At 53.2% G+C, this 16,663-nt stretch carries 15 protein-coding genes; 13 read left to right on the top strand and 2 right to left on the bottom strand.

Annotated features, from left to right (window positions below; translation table 11 throughout):
• Positions 1–57 precede the first annotated feature (57 nt).
• From LOY28_RS16685 to LOY28_RS16670, 4 genes are all read left to right on the top strand, one after another.
• Positions 58–1,317 carry a cation:dicarboxylate symporter family transporter gene (locus LOY28_RS16685; protein WP_258614470.1) on the top strand — a complete coding sequence of 420 codons (1,260 nt, stop codon included), beginning with the start codon at positions 58–60 and terminating at the stop codon, positions 1,315–1,317.
• A 257-nt stretch (positions 1,318–1,574) separates the two neighbouring features.
• On the top strand, positions 1,575–3,236 hold the full coding sequence (gene ggt / locus LOY28_RS16680; RefSeq protein ID WP_258614469.1) for a gamma-glutamyltransferase: 1,662 nt from the start codon (positions 1,575–1,577) through the stop codon (positions 3,234–3,236).
• 425 nt (positions 3,237–3,661) lie between these two features.
• Positions 3,662–4,399: a GntR family transcriptional regulator gene (locus LOY28_RS16675; RefSeq protein WP_258612185.1), complete on the top strand. Its 738-nt coding sequence runs from the start codon at positions 3,662–3,664 to the stop codon at positions 4,397–4,399.
• A 207-nt stretch (positions 4,400–4,606) separates the two neighbouring features.
• Complete coding sequence (locus tag LOY28_RS16670) at positions 4,607–5,848, top strand: alpha/beta fold hydrolase (protein WP_258612184.1); 1,242 nt, start codon at positions 4,607–4,609, stop codon at positions 5,846–5,848.
• Between the two features lie 118 nt (positions 5,849–5,966).
• On the opposite strand, the gene LOY28_RS16665 is transcribed toward LOY28_RS16670, so the two are convergent.
• Positions 5,967–6,728: an SDR family oxidoreductase gene (locus LOY28_RS16665; protein ID WP_258612183.1), complete on the bottom strand. Its 762-nt coding sequence runs from the start codon at positions 6,726–6,728 to the stop codon at positions 5,967–5,969.
• A gap of 16 nt (positions 6,729–6,744) precedes the next feature.
• Positions 6,745–7,371 carry a glutathione S-transferase family protein gene (locus LOY28_RS16660; protein ID WP_258612182.1) on the bottom strand — a complete coding sequence of 209 codons (627 nt, stop codon included), beginning with the start codon at positions 7,369–7,371 and terminating at the stop codon, positions 6,745–6,747.
• Positions 7,372–7,519: 148 nt separating this feature from the next.
• On the opposite strand from LOY28_RS16660, the gene LOY28_RS16655 reads away from it, so the two are divergent.
• The 9 genes from LOY28_RS16655 to LOY28_RS16615 all read left to right on the top strand — a co-directional run bounded on the left by LOY28_RS16655 (position 7,520) and on the right by LOY28_RS16615 (position 16,656).
• On the top strand, positions 7,520–8,023 hold the full coding sequence (locus LOY28_RS16655; RefSeq protein WP_008145430.1) for a flavin reductase family protein: 504 nt from the start codon (positions 7,520–7,522) through the stop codon (positions 8,021–8,023).
• A 67-nt stretch (positions 8,024–8,090) separates the two neighbouring features.
• Complete coding sequence (gene ribB / locus LOY28_RS16650; protein ID WP_258612181.1) at positions 8,091–8,738, top strand: 3,4-dihydroxy-2-butanone-4-phosphate synthase; 648 nt, start codon at positions 8,091–8,093, stop codon at positions 8,736–8,738.
• A gap of 97 nt (positions 8,739–8,835) precedes the next feature.
• Positions 8,836–9,252, top strand: a complete 417-nt coding sequence (locus tag LOY28_RS16645; protein WP_258612180.1) for a carboxymuconolactone decarboxylase family protein — start codon at positions 8,836–8,838, stop codon at positions 9,250–9,252.
• Positions 9,253–9,298: 46 nt separating this feature from the next.
• A complete protein-coding gene (locus LOY28_RS16640; RefSeq protein ID WP_007988518.1) occupies positions 9,299–10,420 on the top strand; it encodes an LLM class flavin-dependent oxidoreductase in 1,122 nt (373 codons plus the stop codon).
• A gap of 205 nt (positions 10,421–10,625) precedes the next feature.
• The gene (locus LOY28_RS16635) at positions 10,626–11,786 is read left to right on the top strand and encodes an ABC transporter substrate-binding protein (protein ID WP_258612179.1); all 1,161 of its coding nucleotides are present in this window, start codon (positions 10,626–10,628) and stop codon (positions 11,784–11,786) included.
• Positions 11,787–11,842: 56 nt separating this feature from the next.
• Positions 11,843–13,414: a sugar ABC transporter ATP-binding protein gene (locus LOY28_RS16630; protein WP_258612178.1), complete on the top strand. Its 1,572-nt coding sequence runs from the start codon at positions 11,843–11,845 to the stop codon at positions 13,412–13,414.
• The gene (locus tag LOY28_RS16625; protein ID WP_258612177.1) at positions 13,411–14,379 is read left to right on the top strand and encodes an ABC transporter permease; all 969 of its coding nucleotides are present in this window, start codon (positions 13,411–13,413) and stop codon (positions 14,377–14,379) included. Before LOY28_RS16630 ends, LOY28_RS16625 begins: the two co-directional genes overlap by 4 nt.
• Before the next feature lie 9 nt (positions 14,380–14,388).
• Positions 14,389–15,417, top strand: a complete 1,029-nt coding sequence (locus LOY28_RS16620; protein ID WP_258612176.1) for an ABC transporter permease — start codon at positions 14,389–14,391, stop codon at positions 15,415–15,417.
• Positions 15,418–15,786: 369 nt separating this feature from the next.
• Positions 15,787–16,656: an oxaloacetate decarboxylase gene (locus LOY28_RS16615; protein WP_258612175.1), complete on the top strand. Its 870-nt coding sequence runs from the start codon at positions 15,787–15,789 to the stop codon at positions 16,654–16,656.
• Positions 16,657–16,663 lie beyond the last annotated feature (7 nt).

The following is a 16,663-nucleotide window of genomic DNA, read 5'->3' as shown; positions in this document are numbered from 1 at the left end:
CTCATGAATCTAGCTACTGCCCTCAGCAGTCCTTTCATTCCAACAAAAAGGCTAGACATGAAACGTATCCCATTAGTTTGGCAAATTGTTGCTGGGCTTTTGCTCGGCGTGCTCGTCGGTTGGTACTTCAATACCCATCCACAAAATCAGGTCTGGGTCAGTACCGAAATTCTTAAACCCCTTGGCGACATTTTCATCAAGATGATGAAGATGGTTGTTGTTCCCATTGTTTTCTGCTGCATGATCCTCGGTATTGCCGGAGGCGGCGATAACAAGTCCTTCGGACGCATGGGGGCCAAATCGCTGGCTTACTTCTTCGCGATTACCAGTTTGGCCATTGTCCTCGGACTGTGCTTCGCCAACTTCTTCGAGCCTGGTAAAGGTACTGAAATTGCTGGCATCTCGCACAGTACATCGACGGTCAACATGGAGCCTTCAAAAGGCGCGTTGATTATCCTGCAAAACATTGTTCCCGATAACGTGATTGTGGCGATGTCGGAAGGGAAGTTGCTGTCAGTGCTGTTTTTTGCCGTGCTCCTGGGAATGGCATTGAACACACTGCCAAAAGCGAAAAGCGCTCCGGTCATTGCTGTTGTTCAAGGCTTGTCTGATGCGATGTTCAAGGTGGTCTCGTTTGTCATGGCTTATGCGCCTATCGGCGTATTCGGCATGATCGGTGCGACCGTCGCGACCTTTGGCTTTGCCTCATTGTTACCGTTGCTCAAGTTGATTGGTGTGGTTTACCTCGCGCTGATTGCCTTTGCCTTGATTTGCCTTGGAGGCATTTGCTATCTGATTGGTGAAAACGTCTTCAAGTTGATCAAGTACTTCAGGGATGAGCTGATTCTGGCGTTCTCCAGTGCGGCGTCCGCAGCGGTCATGCCGCAGTTGATGAAAAAGTTGGAGAACTACGGCGTCCCTCAACGAATCGTCAGCTTCGTGGTGCCGGTGGGGTATGCGTTCAACCTGGATGGTGCGTCCATCTTCCTCGGCGTAGCGACGATCTTTATCGCTCAGCTATACGGCATTGACCTGTCGCTGACTCAGCAGATTCTGCTGGTGGTCACGATGGTGTTGACGTCGAAGGGGGCTGCGGGTGTGCCTGGTTTTGCCATCATTATTTTGTCGGCGACCCTGGCGTCAGCCGGACTGCCTCTGGAAGGCGTCGCGTTGATAGCCGGTATTTTCAGGATTATCGACAGCGGCACCACCACCTTGAACGTGCTGGGTAATGCAATTGCCCCATTGGTCATCGCCAAGTGGGAAAAAGCGCCCCTCGTACGCGAAAGTGCTATAGGTGTCGAGCAGAACGCTTAAGCAGTGACATAAGAAAGCCTTCCACGTTAACCGCGTCGAGGGCTTTTTTTGACTGGTATATCGATAATAACTGTTCGTGTGCTGTGTTTATTCAGGCCATGAGTCACACGGTTCAACCAAAGAACCGAGTGCTCGAAGTTGCCAATGTGCTGCCTTTATTTATAAAAACAAACAGGTGGTTTATGTGCAAAGACTCGTTGTTCTACCGGGCACATCGCTGTGCTTTGTTATGCGTGATGTGGGTGGCGTCTCTGTTGATGGGTAGCCATCAGCTTGTGATGGCGAGCCCACACACTGAGTTGACCCATTCTGCGGTTGCCGTACCTGACCGTTTTGCTGCGGACACCGCCAATGCCATCTTTGCCAAAGGCGGTAACGCCGTTGACGCGGCAGTCGCCGTTGCATTTTCCCTGGCCGTGACCTATCCCGAAGCCGGAAATATTGGCGGGGGCGGTTTCATGACCCTTTATTACAAGGGTAAACCGTATTTTCTGGATTACCGCGAGCGCGCTCCGCTCAAGGCAACCCGTGACATGTTCGTTGACGAGCACGGAAAGGTATTGCCACCCGACAATCCGCGAAGCAGCGTGGTAGGACGCAGGGCGGTCGGCGTCCCCGGAACCGTTGCCGGAATGTGGGAAGCACAACGGCGTTTCGGTCGATTGAAATGGCAGGCAGTGGTTGAGCCGGCTATTGGCTATGCCGAGGCAGGCTTTCGGGTCGAAGAGAGGCTAGCCACGCTGGCTGTCAATGAAAACAAAGCCCACTTCGAGGGAAAAACTAACTTTTCCCAGTATTTCGGAAATCTGAAGGCGGGCGAATTGTTCAAGCAGCCAGAGCTGGCGGCCGTGCTCAAGCGTATTGCAAAGCACGGGGCCGCAGGCTTCTATACGGGCCGAACGGCGCAATTGATCGCTGAGGATATGGCTGAGCATGATGGCCTGATCAGCGAAGCTGATCTCAAGGAGTACAAGGCCGTCTGGCGTAAGCCGATAGTCGCAACTTGGAATGGGTTTCATGTGATCACTGCACCACCTCCCAGCTCCGGCGGGATCGCATTGGTTCAGCTGTTAAAGATGAAAGAGGCGCGTCAGGCAGACTTTCAGGGAGTTGCGGTGAACTCTCCTCAGTACATCCATCTGATCTCAGAGATCGAGAAACGCGTCTTTGCCGACCGAGCCCAGTACATGGGGGACCCTGACTACCTCAAGGTGCCGGTCCAACAACTGTTGGACGAAAAATACATCGCGGGGCGCGCGGCTGAAGTCAATCCCTCTGGACTATCTGACACGGCTAGTATCAAAGCGGGGTTGAATGTGACTTTTCCGGAAAAACCGGAAACCACCCATTACTCGGTGATCGACAAATGGGGCAACGCGGTATCCAACACCTACAGCTTGAATGGCTTCTTTGGTTCCGGTGTGGTTGCAAGCAAGACTGGAATTTTGCTCAATGATGTGATGGACGACTTTTCCGCGCTGGCTGGCGTGCCGAACCAATTAGGCGTGGTCGGCAACGATTCCAACTCAATTGCGCCGGATAAACGTCCGTTGTCCTCGATGTCCCCGAGCATTTTCCTGAAGGATGGGAAAGTGGCCTTGGTGATCGGTACTCCCGGTGGCTCGCGGATTTTCACCTCGATCTTCCAGGTGCTCAGCAACCTCTATGACTACAAGTTACCCCTCAAGGACTCGGTGGGTATGATGCGCTTTCAGCACCAGTTGCTGCCGGCAAACACCATCTTCTGGGAACCTTACTCCCCGATCACTGGGCAATTAGCCAAGGACCTTGAAGCCAAGGGTTACAACCTGGTTAACCAGGGCTTCAATGGCGATATCCAGGCTATCCGGGTCGATGGCCGTACTCCAGAACCTGTGGCAGATCCGCGGGGGAGGGGGGTGACAATGTTGATAAAATAGCCTGATACGGCAAGCAATAACGACGGCGACGCAAGCCCTGTGGCTTGCGTCGCTTTTTTACGTGCGCAGTGTAACTCCCTCCCTTGTATCTCTGATGTCCCCAAAGGGGCAATCTTCCTCGTAGAGCATTACTCTTTCCTGGCTGGATTTAAGCTTAAGGCTCACCTATGAATCGGCACCTGAGCGGAACGCTTTCAGGCAGGTGACGATGTTTGAGCAACGGTCGGCCCTCTGCATCGACGTGTCCTGGATCAGGTCTTTTGTGGCAGTACAGCGGATTGATCGCATACAATCAGACAATCTGATGGGTGAGATGTGTAATTCTGGGGGCTCCCGGTATTCATGACAGGCATTTTCACCTGCGTCAGATCTCAATTGACGATTGCCCTGAGTAGAAAGAGAACGACATGAGGGAGACAGCATAGATGAGTGAGTCAAGCCTCCAGATCCCCAAGCGCGGCGCGACGCTGCGCTTGTTAGTGGAAGACAAGATTCGAGAAGCCATCTCGTCCGGTGTGCTTCGTCCTGGCCAACGACTGGTCGAACGTGAGCTTTGCGAGATGACGGGAGTCGGCCGCACGTCCATTCGAGAAGCGTTAAGACAGCTTGAGGCGGAAGGGCTGATTACCTGCAACGCCCACAAGGGACCTTCCGTGAACAAAATTTCCTTGGAGGAAACGCGCCAGCTGTACGCGGTACGCGGACTTCTGGAAAGCTTCTCGGGACAGGAATTCGCCGTGGGGGGTACGGATGCGCAGATCCGTCGCCTTGAGGAAGCCGCTGCGGGATTTGAATTTCGGGCTCAGCAGTATTGGCAATACCCTGACCGAGACCTCGATAGCTTGAGGGCTGCGCGTGATGCGTTGATTGAAGCCAAGACCCAGTTCTACGCCTGCCTTATGGAAGGTAGCAATAATATTTTCATCGTCCAGATGCTGACCACGTTACATAACCGGATCACATTGTTGCGCGCCACATCCATGACCCAGCCCGGTCGCCTCCAGCACTCAGTCAAGGAGATCAAGGAAATAGTGACAGCGATCAAGTCGAGAGATGGTGCTAGGGCGGCAGAAGCTTGCCGAGCGCACATCGAGTTGTCCGCAAGGGTAGCAATCAATTATTTGGAAAGCGTCGAGCAAGAAGAGTCATTGCTGTCTGATTGACAGATTGTCTGCAAATCTGGATATTCATCACGACGTGGTTACGCCTCTATTCTGCTGCCCGGTTGCCGGTAAGCCAGTGCGCCGGGTGCTGCTTGCGAGACAGGCAATGGAAGAGCGCGTGACCGGTTGAATCGGTACGGCCCCATTTAGGCTGTAAGACACTGACGTGATGACTCGTCACTGCAAGAGTGACGCAGGAGAAAAATAATGACTGCATTCATCAGTTTGAATGAGCGGCTGGTTAGCGCTTACCCCGACCCCGAACTGCGCCGGCTCGCCCCGGGGCTCTCAATAACCGTTGAGTTCAGCGTCGGATCGCAAAGCACTGGGCTCAGTGTTGCCGAAGGTCATCTGTTCAAAGGCTTTTCCGGCCAGCCTGCCATCCGCATCGAGGCCGTCGAAGAGCAATGGGGGCATGTGCTGCGTGTACCGCCTGTCGCGACCTACCATAGCTTCACCGCTTTACAGATTGCCAATCCTGCTTTCGAAGTGAGCGGCGATGCACAACTGATCGCCCAGGCGCGGCCGTTTCTTGAGCGCCTGTTCGAACTGATCACCCTGACTCCTGCGGCTCCAGCATTGTCCGTGCAGCGATCAATTTCGCAAATTCAAGGGCAGTATGCTGCTGTCAGCGTACTGGGGCAGAAATATGAGATTTATTACGAAGTAGCCGGGGAGGGCGTGCCCATCTTGTTCCTCCACACTGCCGGTGCAGACGGCCGCCAGTATTTTGGACAAATGGCCGATATCGAAATGGCTCGGCAATTTCGCATGTATGCGATCGACCTTCCATTTCACGGTAAATCGATGCCACCCCGCGACTGGGACGGTGCCCCTTATTTGCTGACAAGCGAATGCTACCAGCAATGGTGTACGGCGTTTATCGAGCAGGTGATAGGCGCCCCCGCCATTGTCGTCGGGGGCTCAATGGGCGCCGCAATGTCCTTGGTGCTGGCGGCCGAGCACCCTGAACACCTGATCGGTGTTGTAGCGCTGGAGCCTCCTTTCCAGTCCCGTGGCCGCCGAAATCCCTATCAGAACCATGTGCAAGTACATGGGGGGCTACACAACGGCGCTTATGTTCGAGGCCTGATGAGTCCGACAAGTCCCATTGAGGATCGCCGCCGCGCCAGTTGGATTTATTCGCAGGGAGGACCTGGTGTCTACCCAGGCGATCTGGCGTTTTACAGTGATGAGTTCGATGGTGCCGAGACCGCGCCGCGTATCGATGCCGCGCGCACACCGGTCGCGCTACTCTCAGGCAATTATGACTATTCCGCAACCCCGGCGGATGGAGCCAAACTGGCCCATCTGATTCCCGGTGCCTTGCACCTGGTCATGGAGGGGTTGGGGCACTTCCCCATGACGGAGCACCCGGATAACTTCCGACCGTACCTGATGCAGGGGTTGGAGCATGTAGTAAGCAAGACGGAGCTGAAGGGGGCCTGAATATCAGCAGGAAAGCTGACCTTAAGCCCTCGGGCGGGTCAGCTTTCTATTGTGGTGGTGGACTCGACAGACAAAAAAAGCCCGGTTACTCACCGGGCCAAAGGTCACAGGTACAGGGTCATTCGACCAAGTGGTTGCCAATTGAAGAGCCGCCGTCCACGGTCAGGATGCTGCCGGTGGCAAAGCGAGAGCGGTCAGAAGCGAGGAACAGGAAGGCTTCTGCAATTTCCTCGGGTTTTCCCATTCGATTCATCACCGCCCGTGCCTCCAAAGCGGCCCGCAATGCTTGCGGTGTTTCAGATTGAGCGAAGATCCGGTCGAAATAAGGGCTGTCGATGGTGCCAGGCGCTACGGCGTTCACGCGTATGCCATCCGCCGCATGATCCAGTGCCATCGCTCGCGTCAGCGCTGAAACGCCGCCTTTGGAGGCAACATAGGCCGTGCGGTTAGCAATGGCACTGGTGGCCGTATACGACGTGGTATTGATGATCGAGCCGGACTTCTGCCGGGCCATGATCGGTATGACATGCTTGGCGCACAGGAACATGCCCTTGAGGTTGACTGACATCAGTCGGTCCCAATCCTGCTCTTCAATGGTGACAACGTTTCCGGTCAGACCGAAGCCGGCGTTGTTGACCAGCACATCGATACGGCCGAAGCGGGCAACCGTCTTTTCGACCAGCGCTTGCACCTCTGCATTGATCGCCACATTGCAGCCAATAGCGGTGGCACCGATCTCATCCGCGGTCGCCTGTGCGGCCTCGACGTTCACATCGGCTACGATGACCGAGGCGCCATTCTTCGCAAATATCGTCGCGATGGCTTTGCCAATGCCGCTGGCTGCGCCAGTCACGATGCATACCTTGTTTTCTAGTTCCATTGTCGTCATCCCCTGATCAAGTCACCGGTCCGGCCCATTTCTGGCGGAACGAATCGTGCGTCAGCATCCGCTCATACCATGCCTTTACGTTGGGCAGGTCTGCCCGCGCGAAGTCCATGCTCAGCCAGCGGTGCCCATGCACGGCCCAGGCAATATCAGCGATGGTCATCTCATTGCCACAGATGTAGTCGTGCTCGCCGAGTCGGGTTTCTATCCAGTTCCACACTCTACCGGCTTCCCGAATGGCTGTTTCCAACGCTTGTGTGTCGCGCTTCTCCAGTGGTGTGCGAATCAACTGAAAAAACACCACCGTTTGTGGTCGGGTCAACTGAGTTTGCTGGCAGTCCAGCCATTGGTCGATCACTCCGCGTCTTTTCGGGTCAGCGGGGTAGAGCGAGCTGTCGGGGGCATAGGCGTTGCACAAATAGCGCAGCACAGCATTGCTTTCCCAGAGCGTGAAATCGTCATCGACCAGTGTAGGAACGAGGCTGGTCGGGTTTTTGCTCCGATAGTCGTCTTCTTCAAGCCCGCCGAAGACGTTCCCGATATCGATCCGCTCGTAGTCGAGGCCCAGCTCGTCCATAAGCCAGACGACTTTCATGACATTGCTGGATTTCATGTGGCCAAACAGCGTGCGTGGCATGTCTGTGTCCTTTGTTGAATGAAATTCGAGATTCTTTATAAGTATCGTCAGACAATCTGTCAATCAGCCAAAATAGTTTTGACAGATTGTCTGACGATCTGTACGTTTGGTTTCACATGACCCATGCGACTCCTTGGACGAGGCAGACATGAAAAAACAAGAACAAGAAATAGAGCTGGTTAACGACTTCAAGCAAGCGATGCGTCGATTGACCTCGACGATTTCGCTGATCACCACCCGCCACCTCGGGCAGCCTTTCGGAATGGCTGCCACCGCTGTGCAATCAGTGACTACTGATCCTGCAACCATTCTGGTCTGTGTTAACCGTTCGGCGTCCATCAGCGCTGCGTTGGAGGAGAGCGGGCGGTTCGCGGTCAATATGCTCCATCACTCCCATGTCGATCTCGTTCCGATTTTCAGCGGCCAGCTGAAGGGCGAGGAGCGTTTCGAGCACGGTCAATGGATCGAAGAGCACGGTGTACCTGTGCTGGTGGATGCCCAAGCCTCGCTGGTGTGCGAGGTAAGTTCGGTCACAACTATCGGCTCGCACGACGTGATCTTTGGCAGAGTACTTTGGGTCGATACGCGCCTGGATATCTCCCCGCTGCTTTACGAAAACGGTGGCTTCGCAAGATCCGCGGCCATCAAATGATGCTGTTGTCTGGCGCTTTGGTGTCATCTCTTGAGCGGCATGCCATTAGCGTTCAGTAGAGGTTGTTATGGTCTTTGCAACGATTGAAAACGCATTAAAAGTGATTGCCTCTGGCGGGATGATCATCGTGGTCGATGATGAGGGGCGTGAGAACGAAGGTGATGTCGTCATGGCCGCAGAGTTCGCGACGACAGAAGCGCTGACATTCATGGTGAGTCGGTGCCGAGGCATTGTGTGTGCGCCTATGCCAGAACCTGTCGCACGCCGCCTCGAATTACCTTTGATGGTGGAACGAAATACCGACTCCATGAAAACGGCATTTACCGTGTCGGTTGATCTCATCGCGGGGATTACCACCGGCGTTTCGGCTGCCGAGCGCGCGTTGACACTCCGAGCACTCGCCGCACCTGAAACCAAGGCTGAGTCGCTTGCCCGGCCTGGGCATATTTTTCCGCTCATTGCTCGCCAAGGTGGCGTTGAGGAACGAGCCGGTCACACCGAGGCTGCTGTAGATCTGGCTGAACTGGCAGGTCTATCGCCTGTGGGCATCATCTGCGAGATCCTGAAGGACGACGGCAGCATGGCGCGTCGTGCAGATCTGGAGATCTTCGCGCGTGATAACGGACTCATCATTATTTCGATTGCCGACCTGATTGCATGGAAAGCAAGGAAATCTCTTCAGTTTCAATATGTAAGACCTAGCCTGGTTGCATAAACCTACATGATTTTTTAAACCGTAAAACCTCTAGCACGATGGCTACTTACGTGGCCATATTGTTACGAAGGTTATAACTCACCTCGAGGAAGATAGAATGAACAGTCAAGCCAAGATCACTTCACCCGACGGAAGCCAACTTTCTGAGCGATTTCACGAAGGCCTTAAAACCCGTCGCGAAGTGTTGGGTGGGGCCTATGTCGATAGCTCTATTGCAAAGGCGACTGATTTTAACTGGCCGGTTCAGGAGCTGGTAACCGAATATTGCTGGGATACTATCTGGAATCGTCCGGGCCTGGATCGCCGCACGCGTTCATTCTTGAACCTGGGGATGATTTCTGCACTGAATCGTCCGCATGAATTGAAGTTGCATGTGCGCGGCGCTATTAATAACGGCTTGAGTAAAGAAGAAATCCGCGAGGTGCTCCTTCAAGTGGCTATTTACTGTGGCGTGCCAGCTTCCATTGATGGCTTCCGTTTGGCACAGGAAGTCTTCGACGATATGGGCGTTTAATCCAACGGCACTTCAACGTTTAAAAAAATAAAAAGAGGAATGCAAAATGGACATGCAGGAACGTTTTCACGAAACGGGTAATCCGATGTTCAACGATAACGCGCTTAAATTGGGTGTTTTCGGAACTAACTGTTCAAATGCCTGTGCTATTACGACTGCCGAGTCAACGTTTGAGCCCACATTTGAACACAACGTCAAAATCGCCAAGCAGCTTGAAGCAGCAGGCTGGGAGTGTATGGTGCCCATCGCTCGCTGGCGTGGATTTGGCGGGGAGACAAACTTCAACGGCAGTAACATGGAAACATTCACATGGGCGGCCGCTATGGCCGCAGTGACCACCAAACTACAATTTTTCTCCACCACTCACGTACCGACCATTCACCCGATCGTTGCCGCAAAAATGGCGACCACGATTGATCATATTTCCAAGGGGCGTTTCGGCCTCAACCTGGTCACCGGGTGGTTTACGCCGGAAATGGAAATGTTTGGCCGTGAAATGATGGAGCACGATCAGCGTTATGAATACGCTGACGAGTGGATGGACATCGTGGCGGCTCTCTGGGAACGCAATGGTGTCGATTACAATGGCGACTTCCATAAGACCAAAGACGCCGTGATGGAACCGAAGCCTTATAACAAGGCCGGTCGCCCGGTAATGATTTGCGCGGGATCGTCTGGCAAGGGACTGGATTTCACTGCGAAACACTGTGACTTCAACTTTGGTTTCATGCAAGACATGGAAAAGGGCGCTGCCTGGGTCAAGCATGTTAAAGAACTGGCTCGCTCAAAGTTTGGCCGAGAGTTGGGCACGTTTACCTCGTGCCCGGTCATCGTTCGCGAAACAGAAAAGGAAGCACGTGAATATTATGATTATTACGTTAAAGAGAAGGGAGACACGGTGGCGTGCGATAACCTCGCTGAGGTCTTGCAAGTACAGTCGCAAAATCACTCTCCGGAAATGTATCAGAAATTCAAGGAGCGTTTTATCGCGGGTTGGGGGGGCTTCCCAATTGTAGGTTCTCCTGAGCAAGTCGCTCAAGGATTGATCGACCTGAAGAAGACGGGTGTCGACGGAACGCTGTTGACGATGGTCGATTATAATGAAGAGCTTCCTTTCTTCAATGAACGGGTCATGCCTTTGCTTAAGCAGGCGGGTCTGCGACAGTAAGGTTATCGAAGGGTGTTTGCAGATTGCAAACACCCTTTATGAGTAACACGAAAAAATTTTAGCGTTGTAGGTGTGGTAATTATGGGCTCACATTTGCCCGCGCGCATTCGGGGCCTTTTTAAAAATAGACGATACAGTAGTTTGCTGATTTTGTATTAAGGTCAGGCGTCAATAATAAATATAATAATATTAGGCGGACAATGAAATGAAGCGATTTGCTTATGCGGCAATTCCCGTAATTTTTTTGCTGGCGAGTGCTGTTAGTGCTAAGGGAGTCGATGAACTACCCGCAGATCAACAGGCGCTTTATCAACGAGTTGATCCTCAACTTCCTTTGGGGCCCAGTGCATTTCGCGATTTTGTCGCGAAAAAACAGCCGCCTTGGAAGATCGGCTATGCTTCGACATATGCGGGTAACACTTGGCGAGCCTCCATTCAGGATGAGATGACCAATGTTATTCTGCCTGCCTATCAAAAAGCAGGGCTTATATCGGAACTGGTCGTCACTCAGTCCGACTTGAAAGACGCAGTCCAAATCCAACAAATGCGCCAAATGGTTGATAGCGGTGTTGATGCAATCATCATCTGCTGCTCAAATGTTACGGCCATCAACCAGACGATCGAATATGCCCATTTGAAAGGCGTCCCGGTATTTTCTTTTTCGGGTTATGTCACATCGCCTTATGCCATCAACGTTACCGAAAATAACACCCAAGGCGGTTACGCTGCGGGCAAATGGTTGGCCGAGAAAATCGGCGGTAAGGGTAATGTACTATTGGTGTCGGGTATCCCGGGTTTTGCATCCTCAGACAGCTTTGATGCAGGCGCGAAGGGCGTATTGGCTGAATTCCCCGATATCAAACTTGTAGGCAATGTAGCGGGTAATTGGACCGATCAGGTGGCTCAAGTCGAGGTACAAAAATTCCTGGCCACAAACCCCGGCAAGGTGGATGGCATTATCGTGCAGTCAGCCTCGGAAAATGGTGTTTTGAATGCCGTGCGGCAGTCGGGTCGCGAACTGATGCCGGTCGTGCTTGGCGGCGAGGCGTCAGCGGCCTGTTTTTGGCGCAACAATCCAGGATTCATTGATCAAAGCTTTCATTTCTGGCCTCCTCGCGCCGAAGCTCGCATGGTCTGGGACGTAATGATGCGCACCTTAGAGGGCCAGGGTCCCAAGGTTCAATCTATTCCGCGCCCGGTTATCACTTACAGCATTGATGAAGTGAACGCCGCCCTTGGGGAAAACTGTGATCCCAACTCTACGGCATGGTTAGAGCCGGCGAATGATGGTTGGTGGCCGAAGGAAGTGGCAGCAGGTTACTTCCTGCGCCCTGAGGATCCGCTCACTTGGCGTCCCAAGCCTTAATTCAAAAGCCAATTCGCTTAACGCTCAACTAGCCAGCCTGGAAGAAGGGACCTGCTATGAGTACTGAACAGATTGTCGGTATTACCACTGTGCGCCTAAAGGGTGTCGCCAAGTCCTTCGGAGAAACACGAGCACTCAAAGAAGTGGATCTGGAGGCTCGTGCCGGTGAGGTACATGCAATAGTGGGTGAGAATGGATCAGGAAAAAGCACGCTGGCAAAAATCATGTCCGGCGTACTTTTGCCGGACCTGGGGGAGGTCAGCATTCTGGGGCGAAGCCCTCGTTCACCAATTGAGGCAGGTGACGCGGGCCTGGCGACGATTTTTCAGGAGGTTCTCGTCGCTCAGGAGGCAAGCGTTCTTGACAACCTTTATGTCGGTCACGACAAGCTTTTTCGAACAGTCTCTACCCGAGCAGAACGTGAGAGCGCAGCGGCTGAATTGATGGCGCGTTTAGTCGGTCAGCCAGTGGACATAAATGCACTGGTTGGCACGTTGCCTCTCAGTGTGAAGCAGTGGGTTGTTATTGCCCGCGCTATTTTGCGTTGTCCCAAAGTTCTGATTCTTGATGAATCTTCCGCGGCGCTGGATCTTGATTCAACTTCTCGGTTGCACACGGAAATAGATCGTTTGCGGTCTGACGGCGCAACAATTTTGATCGTGACGCATCGAATCGCTGAACTTGTACGCATTGCTGATCGTGCAACGATTTTGCGTGACGGCGAAAGCATCGGCGTTCTTGAAAAGTCGCAAATCACTGAAGAGAATCTGCTGGCGATGATGACGCCGCACGAGCGCAAAGTGAATTCGGCATGCCACGTGGCGGGTACCGCGCGGAGGATCGAGGGGCCGCGAATTCTGTCGGTCAATGATCTGAAGTTATCGGCGGGGGCCGAACCTTTCAGCTTTTCACTCCTGCAAGGACAGATTATCGGTGTGACCGGTTTGGACGGGCAGGGGCAAGATGCGTTCTTGCGTGCAGTCGCAGGAATCGAGGTGGCTAACAGCGGTGTATTTGTGGTTCACGCTGAGGGCGGTACCTCCCGACTGTCTAGCCTCGCGGACGCCGAGCGGTTGGGTGTGGCCTATGTATCAGGTGATCGAAAACGCGAAGGAATTTTCCCCGATCAAAGCATCTTCGAGAACTTGGCTATCGGAATATACCGCAGCTGCCTTGGCCCGTTTGGAGTCATTCGACGGTCTGGTATCAACGAGATCTACCAGGCCGAGGTGAGTCGTCTGCACATCAAGATCGGCCTGGCGTCGAATAAAATCACGTCGCTGTCAGGAGGCAATCAACAGAAAGTGTTGATTGGTCGTGCGTTTGCGCGGAACCCGAGGGTGATTGTTTTGAACGATCCCGCCCGAGGCGTCGATTTAGGTACGAAACGTGACCTCTATGCAGAGTTACGACGCTTTGCCGATGCAGGAGGCGCGGTTATTTACATGTCTTCTGAAATGGAGGAGTTCCTGGGGTTCGTAGACCGGGTTGAAGTGTTTGTAAAAAACACGGTCTTCCGATCCCTAAGTGGCAACTCTATTAATGAGGATGAAATGTTGGCAGCGATGTTTGGACAGGAATCCTGCGGGCATCAGCTATCTGGCCGTCGGGAGGGCGTAAGCGCATGAGTCACTCACAACGATTGCTGGTGCAGTATCGCTACCTTGCGGTGCCTTGCGCACTGTTTTTTGCCTTGGCGGTGTTGGCGTTGTTTCGAACGCCCAACTTATTTTCGTTCATTGGTCTGGCGGGGGGGGTACTGGTGGCGACCCCTCTGATCCTTTGTACACTGGCGCTTACTCCAACAGTGATGGCAGGACGGGGAACCGTAGACCTGTCAGTGGGCCCGTTAATGGGATTCATCAACGTGACGTTGATAGCCTGGCTTACCAAGAATGGAGTCACTCATCCAATTGCAATTTTTGGCTGGGCCATGATGGTTGGGGTCTTATGGCAAATAGGACAAGCCTTAATCATTATCCATGTCCGCGTCGCACCAATCATCGTTACGTTGTCCAGCTACCTCATATTGACAGGCGTCAATCTACTGATCATGCAACGGGCTGGCGGTTTGGCGCCTGATTGGATGATGAGTTGGGGGGGCGGTATCAGTCTTCTGTCCCCGGTGAGTTTTGTGCTGTTAGGGGCTATTGCTCTGTGGTTCCTTTTCTGGAGATCGGCCTTTCACTCCCATCTGCGTTTGACTGGGGCCGATGAAAGAATGGCCTATACCGCGGGAGTCAAGATTGAGACCGTACGTATTGGTGCTCACATCTTGAGTGGCGTTTTTGTAGGGTTGGCGGCAGTGAGTTACACCGCGTTAATTTCTTCTGGAGATCCGACCCAGGGCAGCACCTACTCGCTTCAGGCAGTGACGGCTTTGGTTCTTGGGGGCGCAAGTTTGGCGGGAGGACGTGGTGGGGCGATAGGGTCGATCCTTGGCGCTTTGAATATGTTCCTGATTGCCAACCTACTGGCGACATTTAACTTTGGGACTATTTCGGGGTCAGCGACCAAGCTCGCATTCGGGCTGATCCTGATTATTTCCCTCTTGGTAAATGTACTTGCGGTCAGCCGGGTGCCAGCCCGATAGGAGTCTCATATGACTGTGTTCCGACTTTTTCCGCAGTTGAAGCAAGCCCCCGCGAGCCGATTGCACGATAGCCTGCGCGAAAATCGAGCCATCGCCATCGGTACTGCGCTGTTGATTATGCTTGTAGGGTGCGGTGCATTGACGGTAAGTGGATTTCTTTCATTGCAAAATGCTAGATCGATTCTGTTGCTCGCTGCGTTCTTGGGCTTGGCGTCGATCGGGCAGACAATGGTTTCGCTGTTGGGTGGATTGGATCTTTCTATTCCATTTGTGATCGGCGCCGCCAATATTCTTTTGCCTAGACTGCTTAATAACGGATTGCCGCCTGCCGCAGCAATCATCATCATTCTGGCGCTAGGGATGGTGGTTGGTTGCATCAATGGCTTGCTTAGCTATCGATTGCAAGGCCAGGCACTGATCATGTCATTGGGTCTGGGCTTCGCGGTAGTTGGAGCTACTGAGATCTATACAGCGCTTGGCTCTGCATTCGGAGGGAATAGTTTCGCGCCGGTTCCGGCATGGCTCACGAACTTCTCGGCTTTTAATGGAAAGTTTTTTGGCCTGCCAATTCCACCCGTTGTGATTGTTTGGTTAGTTATTAGCCTTACCATAATCTGGGTTATGAAAAACACCTGGTTTGGCCGGAGCATCTACGCCCTCGGTGGAAGTCGGACTGCAGCATCGCGTCTGCAGATATCGGAAATACGCACCTGGACCGCGGTGCACGGTATCGCCGGTGTGATGTCAGCACTTACGGGCGTGCTGCTGCTGGGGTTTTCCGGGGGCGGTTATGTCGGTGTAGGGGATCCTTACCTATTCAGCACCGTTGCCGCAGTGGTCATCGGCGGCACGTCACTTCTGGGAGGGGCGGGCGGATACGGCGCGACGGTTTTGGGTGTGCTGGTACTGACCGTGCTCAGTTCATTGCTGGTTGGCATGGGGATGACTTATGCAGGCCAGCAGGCGGTGATTGGATTGCTAATTGTACCCATGGTTGCGGTATATGCACGTCTTCCTCATATCCGTAATCAAATCTGATAAGGAGCCGTGAGGGGCGGTGTCAAGATCAGTTGGCGCCTTGCCCCTCTCGCTTCACCCACCCGCAAATGGTGGGCCTGCTCGGTATACGATCAGCCCCCCGGCTCAGTGTCTCGCCATTTCGCCACGACAGGCCCAGTCGGGTCGAAAATCACAGAACTGACTCATCGATAAAATTGATAATCAGAGAAAAAAATATCAGCTTTTTAATAGATTTTTCATTGCGTAAAATGAGTAATTACGTAACTTTGCTATATGCCGCGTCGATATTCCGGTTTATGCCTTAAGTACGGTCATAGTGATTTTTCAGTCAGCGCTGAAGTCTGTACATCGTTTCAGAACTGTAGTGGGTCATCAGTAGGAGCGATTATGTCCAGAGTTTCCCATCACGAGCTGCGGTGCGAATTTCGTAAGTTGCTTGCATCATGTGCCTGTTATCACACTGCATCTGTGTTCGACCCTATGTCCGCAAGAATTGCTGCTGACCTGGGATTTGAAGTCGGCATTCTCGGCGGATCAGTCGCTTCACTGCAGGTATTGGCTGCGCCCGACTTCGCCCTTATTACGCTGAGTGAATTTGCAGAGCAGGCGACGCGGATTGGACGAGTCGCACAACTACCGATCATTGCCGATGCCGATCATGGTTATGGCAATGCACTGAATGTCATGCGTACAGTCGCTGAGCTGGAGCGTTCTGGAGTCGCCGCACTGACTATCGAAGATACGCTCTTGCCGGCACAGTTTGGCCGTAAATCAACGGATCTCATATCCATTGAGGAGGGCAGCGGAAAAATCAAAGCGGCCGTTGAATCTCGAGTTGATTCGCAGCTCGCTATCATTGCCCGTACCAATGCAAGCTCGTTATCCGTCGCACAAGTGACGAGCCGTATTCAGGCCTACACAGATGCCGGTGCAGATGCGATTTGCCTCGTAGGTGTGAAGGATTTTGAGCATTTGGAGCAGATTGCCGAAGGTATGACGCTCCCTCTGATGCTGGTGACTTATGGAAATCCTGAACTTTGCGACAGCGAACGTCTAGGTTCACTGGGTGTACGGATTGTCGTTGCTGGCCATGCCGCCTATTTTGCTTCGATCAAAGCGACATATGACTGTTTGCGCGAACAGCGTAATGTCACTCGCAGCACATCTGACCTGAGCGCTACAGAATTGACCCACACTTATACGCGACCTGAGCGTTTCCAGGTGTGGGCCAAAGAGTTCATGAACGTTGATGAGTAGTGAATTA

Origin of the sequence: Pseudomonas sp. B21-017 (genome assembly GCF_024749245.1) — a bacterium.
Classification (GTDB): domain Bacteria; phylum Pseudomonadota; class Gammaproteobacteria; order Pseudomonadales; family Pseudomonadaceae; genus Aquipseudomonas.
This window is presented reverse-complemented; position numbering and strand designations above follow the sequence as displayed.

What these genes read in the sequence shown, in the direction of transcription:
- ggt (WP_258614469.1), top strand. Translation starts at nt 1,575, where the DNA reads ATGGGTAGCCATCAGCTTGTGATGGCGAGCCCACACACTGAGTTGACC.
- LOY28_RS16620 (WP_258612176.1), top strand. Translation starts at nt 14,389, where the DNA reads ATGACTGTGTTCCGACTTTTTCCGCAGTTGAAGCAAGCCCCCGCGAGC.
- LOY28_RS16635 (WP_258612179.1), top strand. Translation starts at nt 10,626, where the DNA reads ATGAAGCGATTTGCTTATGCGGCAATTCCCGTAATTTTTTTGCTGGCG.
- LOY28_RS16675 (WP_258612185.1), top strand. Translation starts at nt 3,662, where the DNA reads ATGAGTGAGTCAAGCCTCCAGATCCCCAAGCGCGGCGCGACGCTGCGC.
- LOY28_RS16625 (WP_258612177.1), top strand. Translation starts at nt 13,411, where the DNA reads ATGAGTCACTCACAACGATTGCTGGTGCAGTATCGCTACCTTGCGGTG.
- LOY28_RS16665 (WP_258612183.1), bottom strand. Translation starts at nt 6,728, where the DNA reads ATGGAACTAGAAAACAAGGTATGCATCGTGACTGGCGCAGCCAGCGGC.
- LOY28_RS16640 (WP_007988518.1), top strand. Translation starts at nt 9,299, where the DNA reads ATGGACATGCAGGAACGTTTTCACGAAACGGGTAATCCGATGTTCAAC.
- LOY28_RS16670 (WP_258612184.1), top strand. Translation starts at nt 4,607, where the DNA reads ATGACTGCATTCATCAGTTTGAATGAGCGGCTGGTTAGCGCTTACCCC.
- LOY28_RS16655 (WP_008145430.1), top strand. Translation starts at nt 7,520, where the DNA reads ATGAAAAAACAAGAACAAGAAATAGAGCTGGTTAACGACTTCAAGCAA.
- LOY28_RS16630 (WP_258612178.1), top strand. Translation starts at nt 11,843, where the DNA reads ATGAGTACTGAACAGATTGTCGGTATTACCACTGTGCGCCTAAAGGGT.
- ribB (WP_258612181.1), top strand. Translation starts at nt 8,091, where the DNA reads ATGGTCTTTGCAACGATTGAAAACGCATTAAAAGTGATTGCCTCTGGC.
- LOY28_RS16645 (WP_258612180.1), top strand. Translation starts at nt 8,836, where the DNA reads ATGAACAGTCAAGCCAAGATCACTTCACCCGACGGAAGCCAACTTTCT.
- LOY28_RS16660 (WP_258612182.1), bottom strand. Translation starts at nt 7,371, where the DNA reads ATGCCACGCACGCTGTTTGGCCACATGAAATCCAGCAATGTCATGAAA.
- LOY28_RS16685 (WP_258614470.1), top strand. Translation starts at nt 58, where the DNA reads ATGAAACGTATCCCATTAGTTTGGCAAATTGTTGCTGGGCTTTTGCTC.
- LOY28_RS16615 (WP_258612175.1), top strand. Translation starts at nt 15,787, where the DNA reads ATGTCCAGAGTTTCCCATCACGAGCTGCGGTGCGAATTTCGTAAGTTG.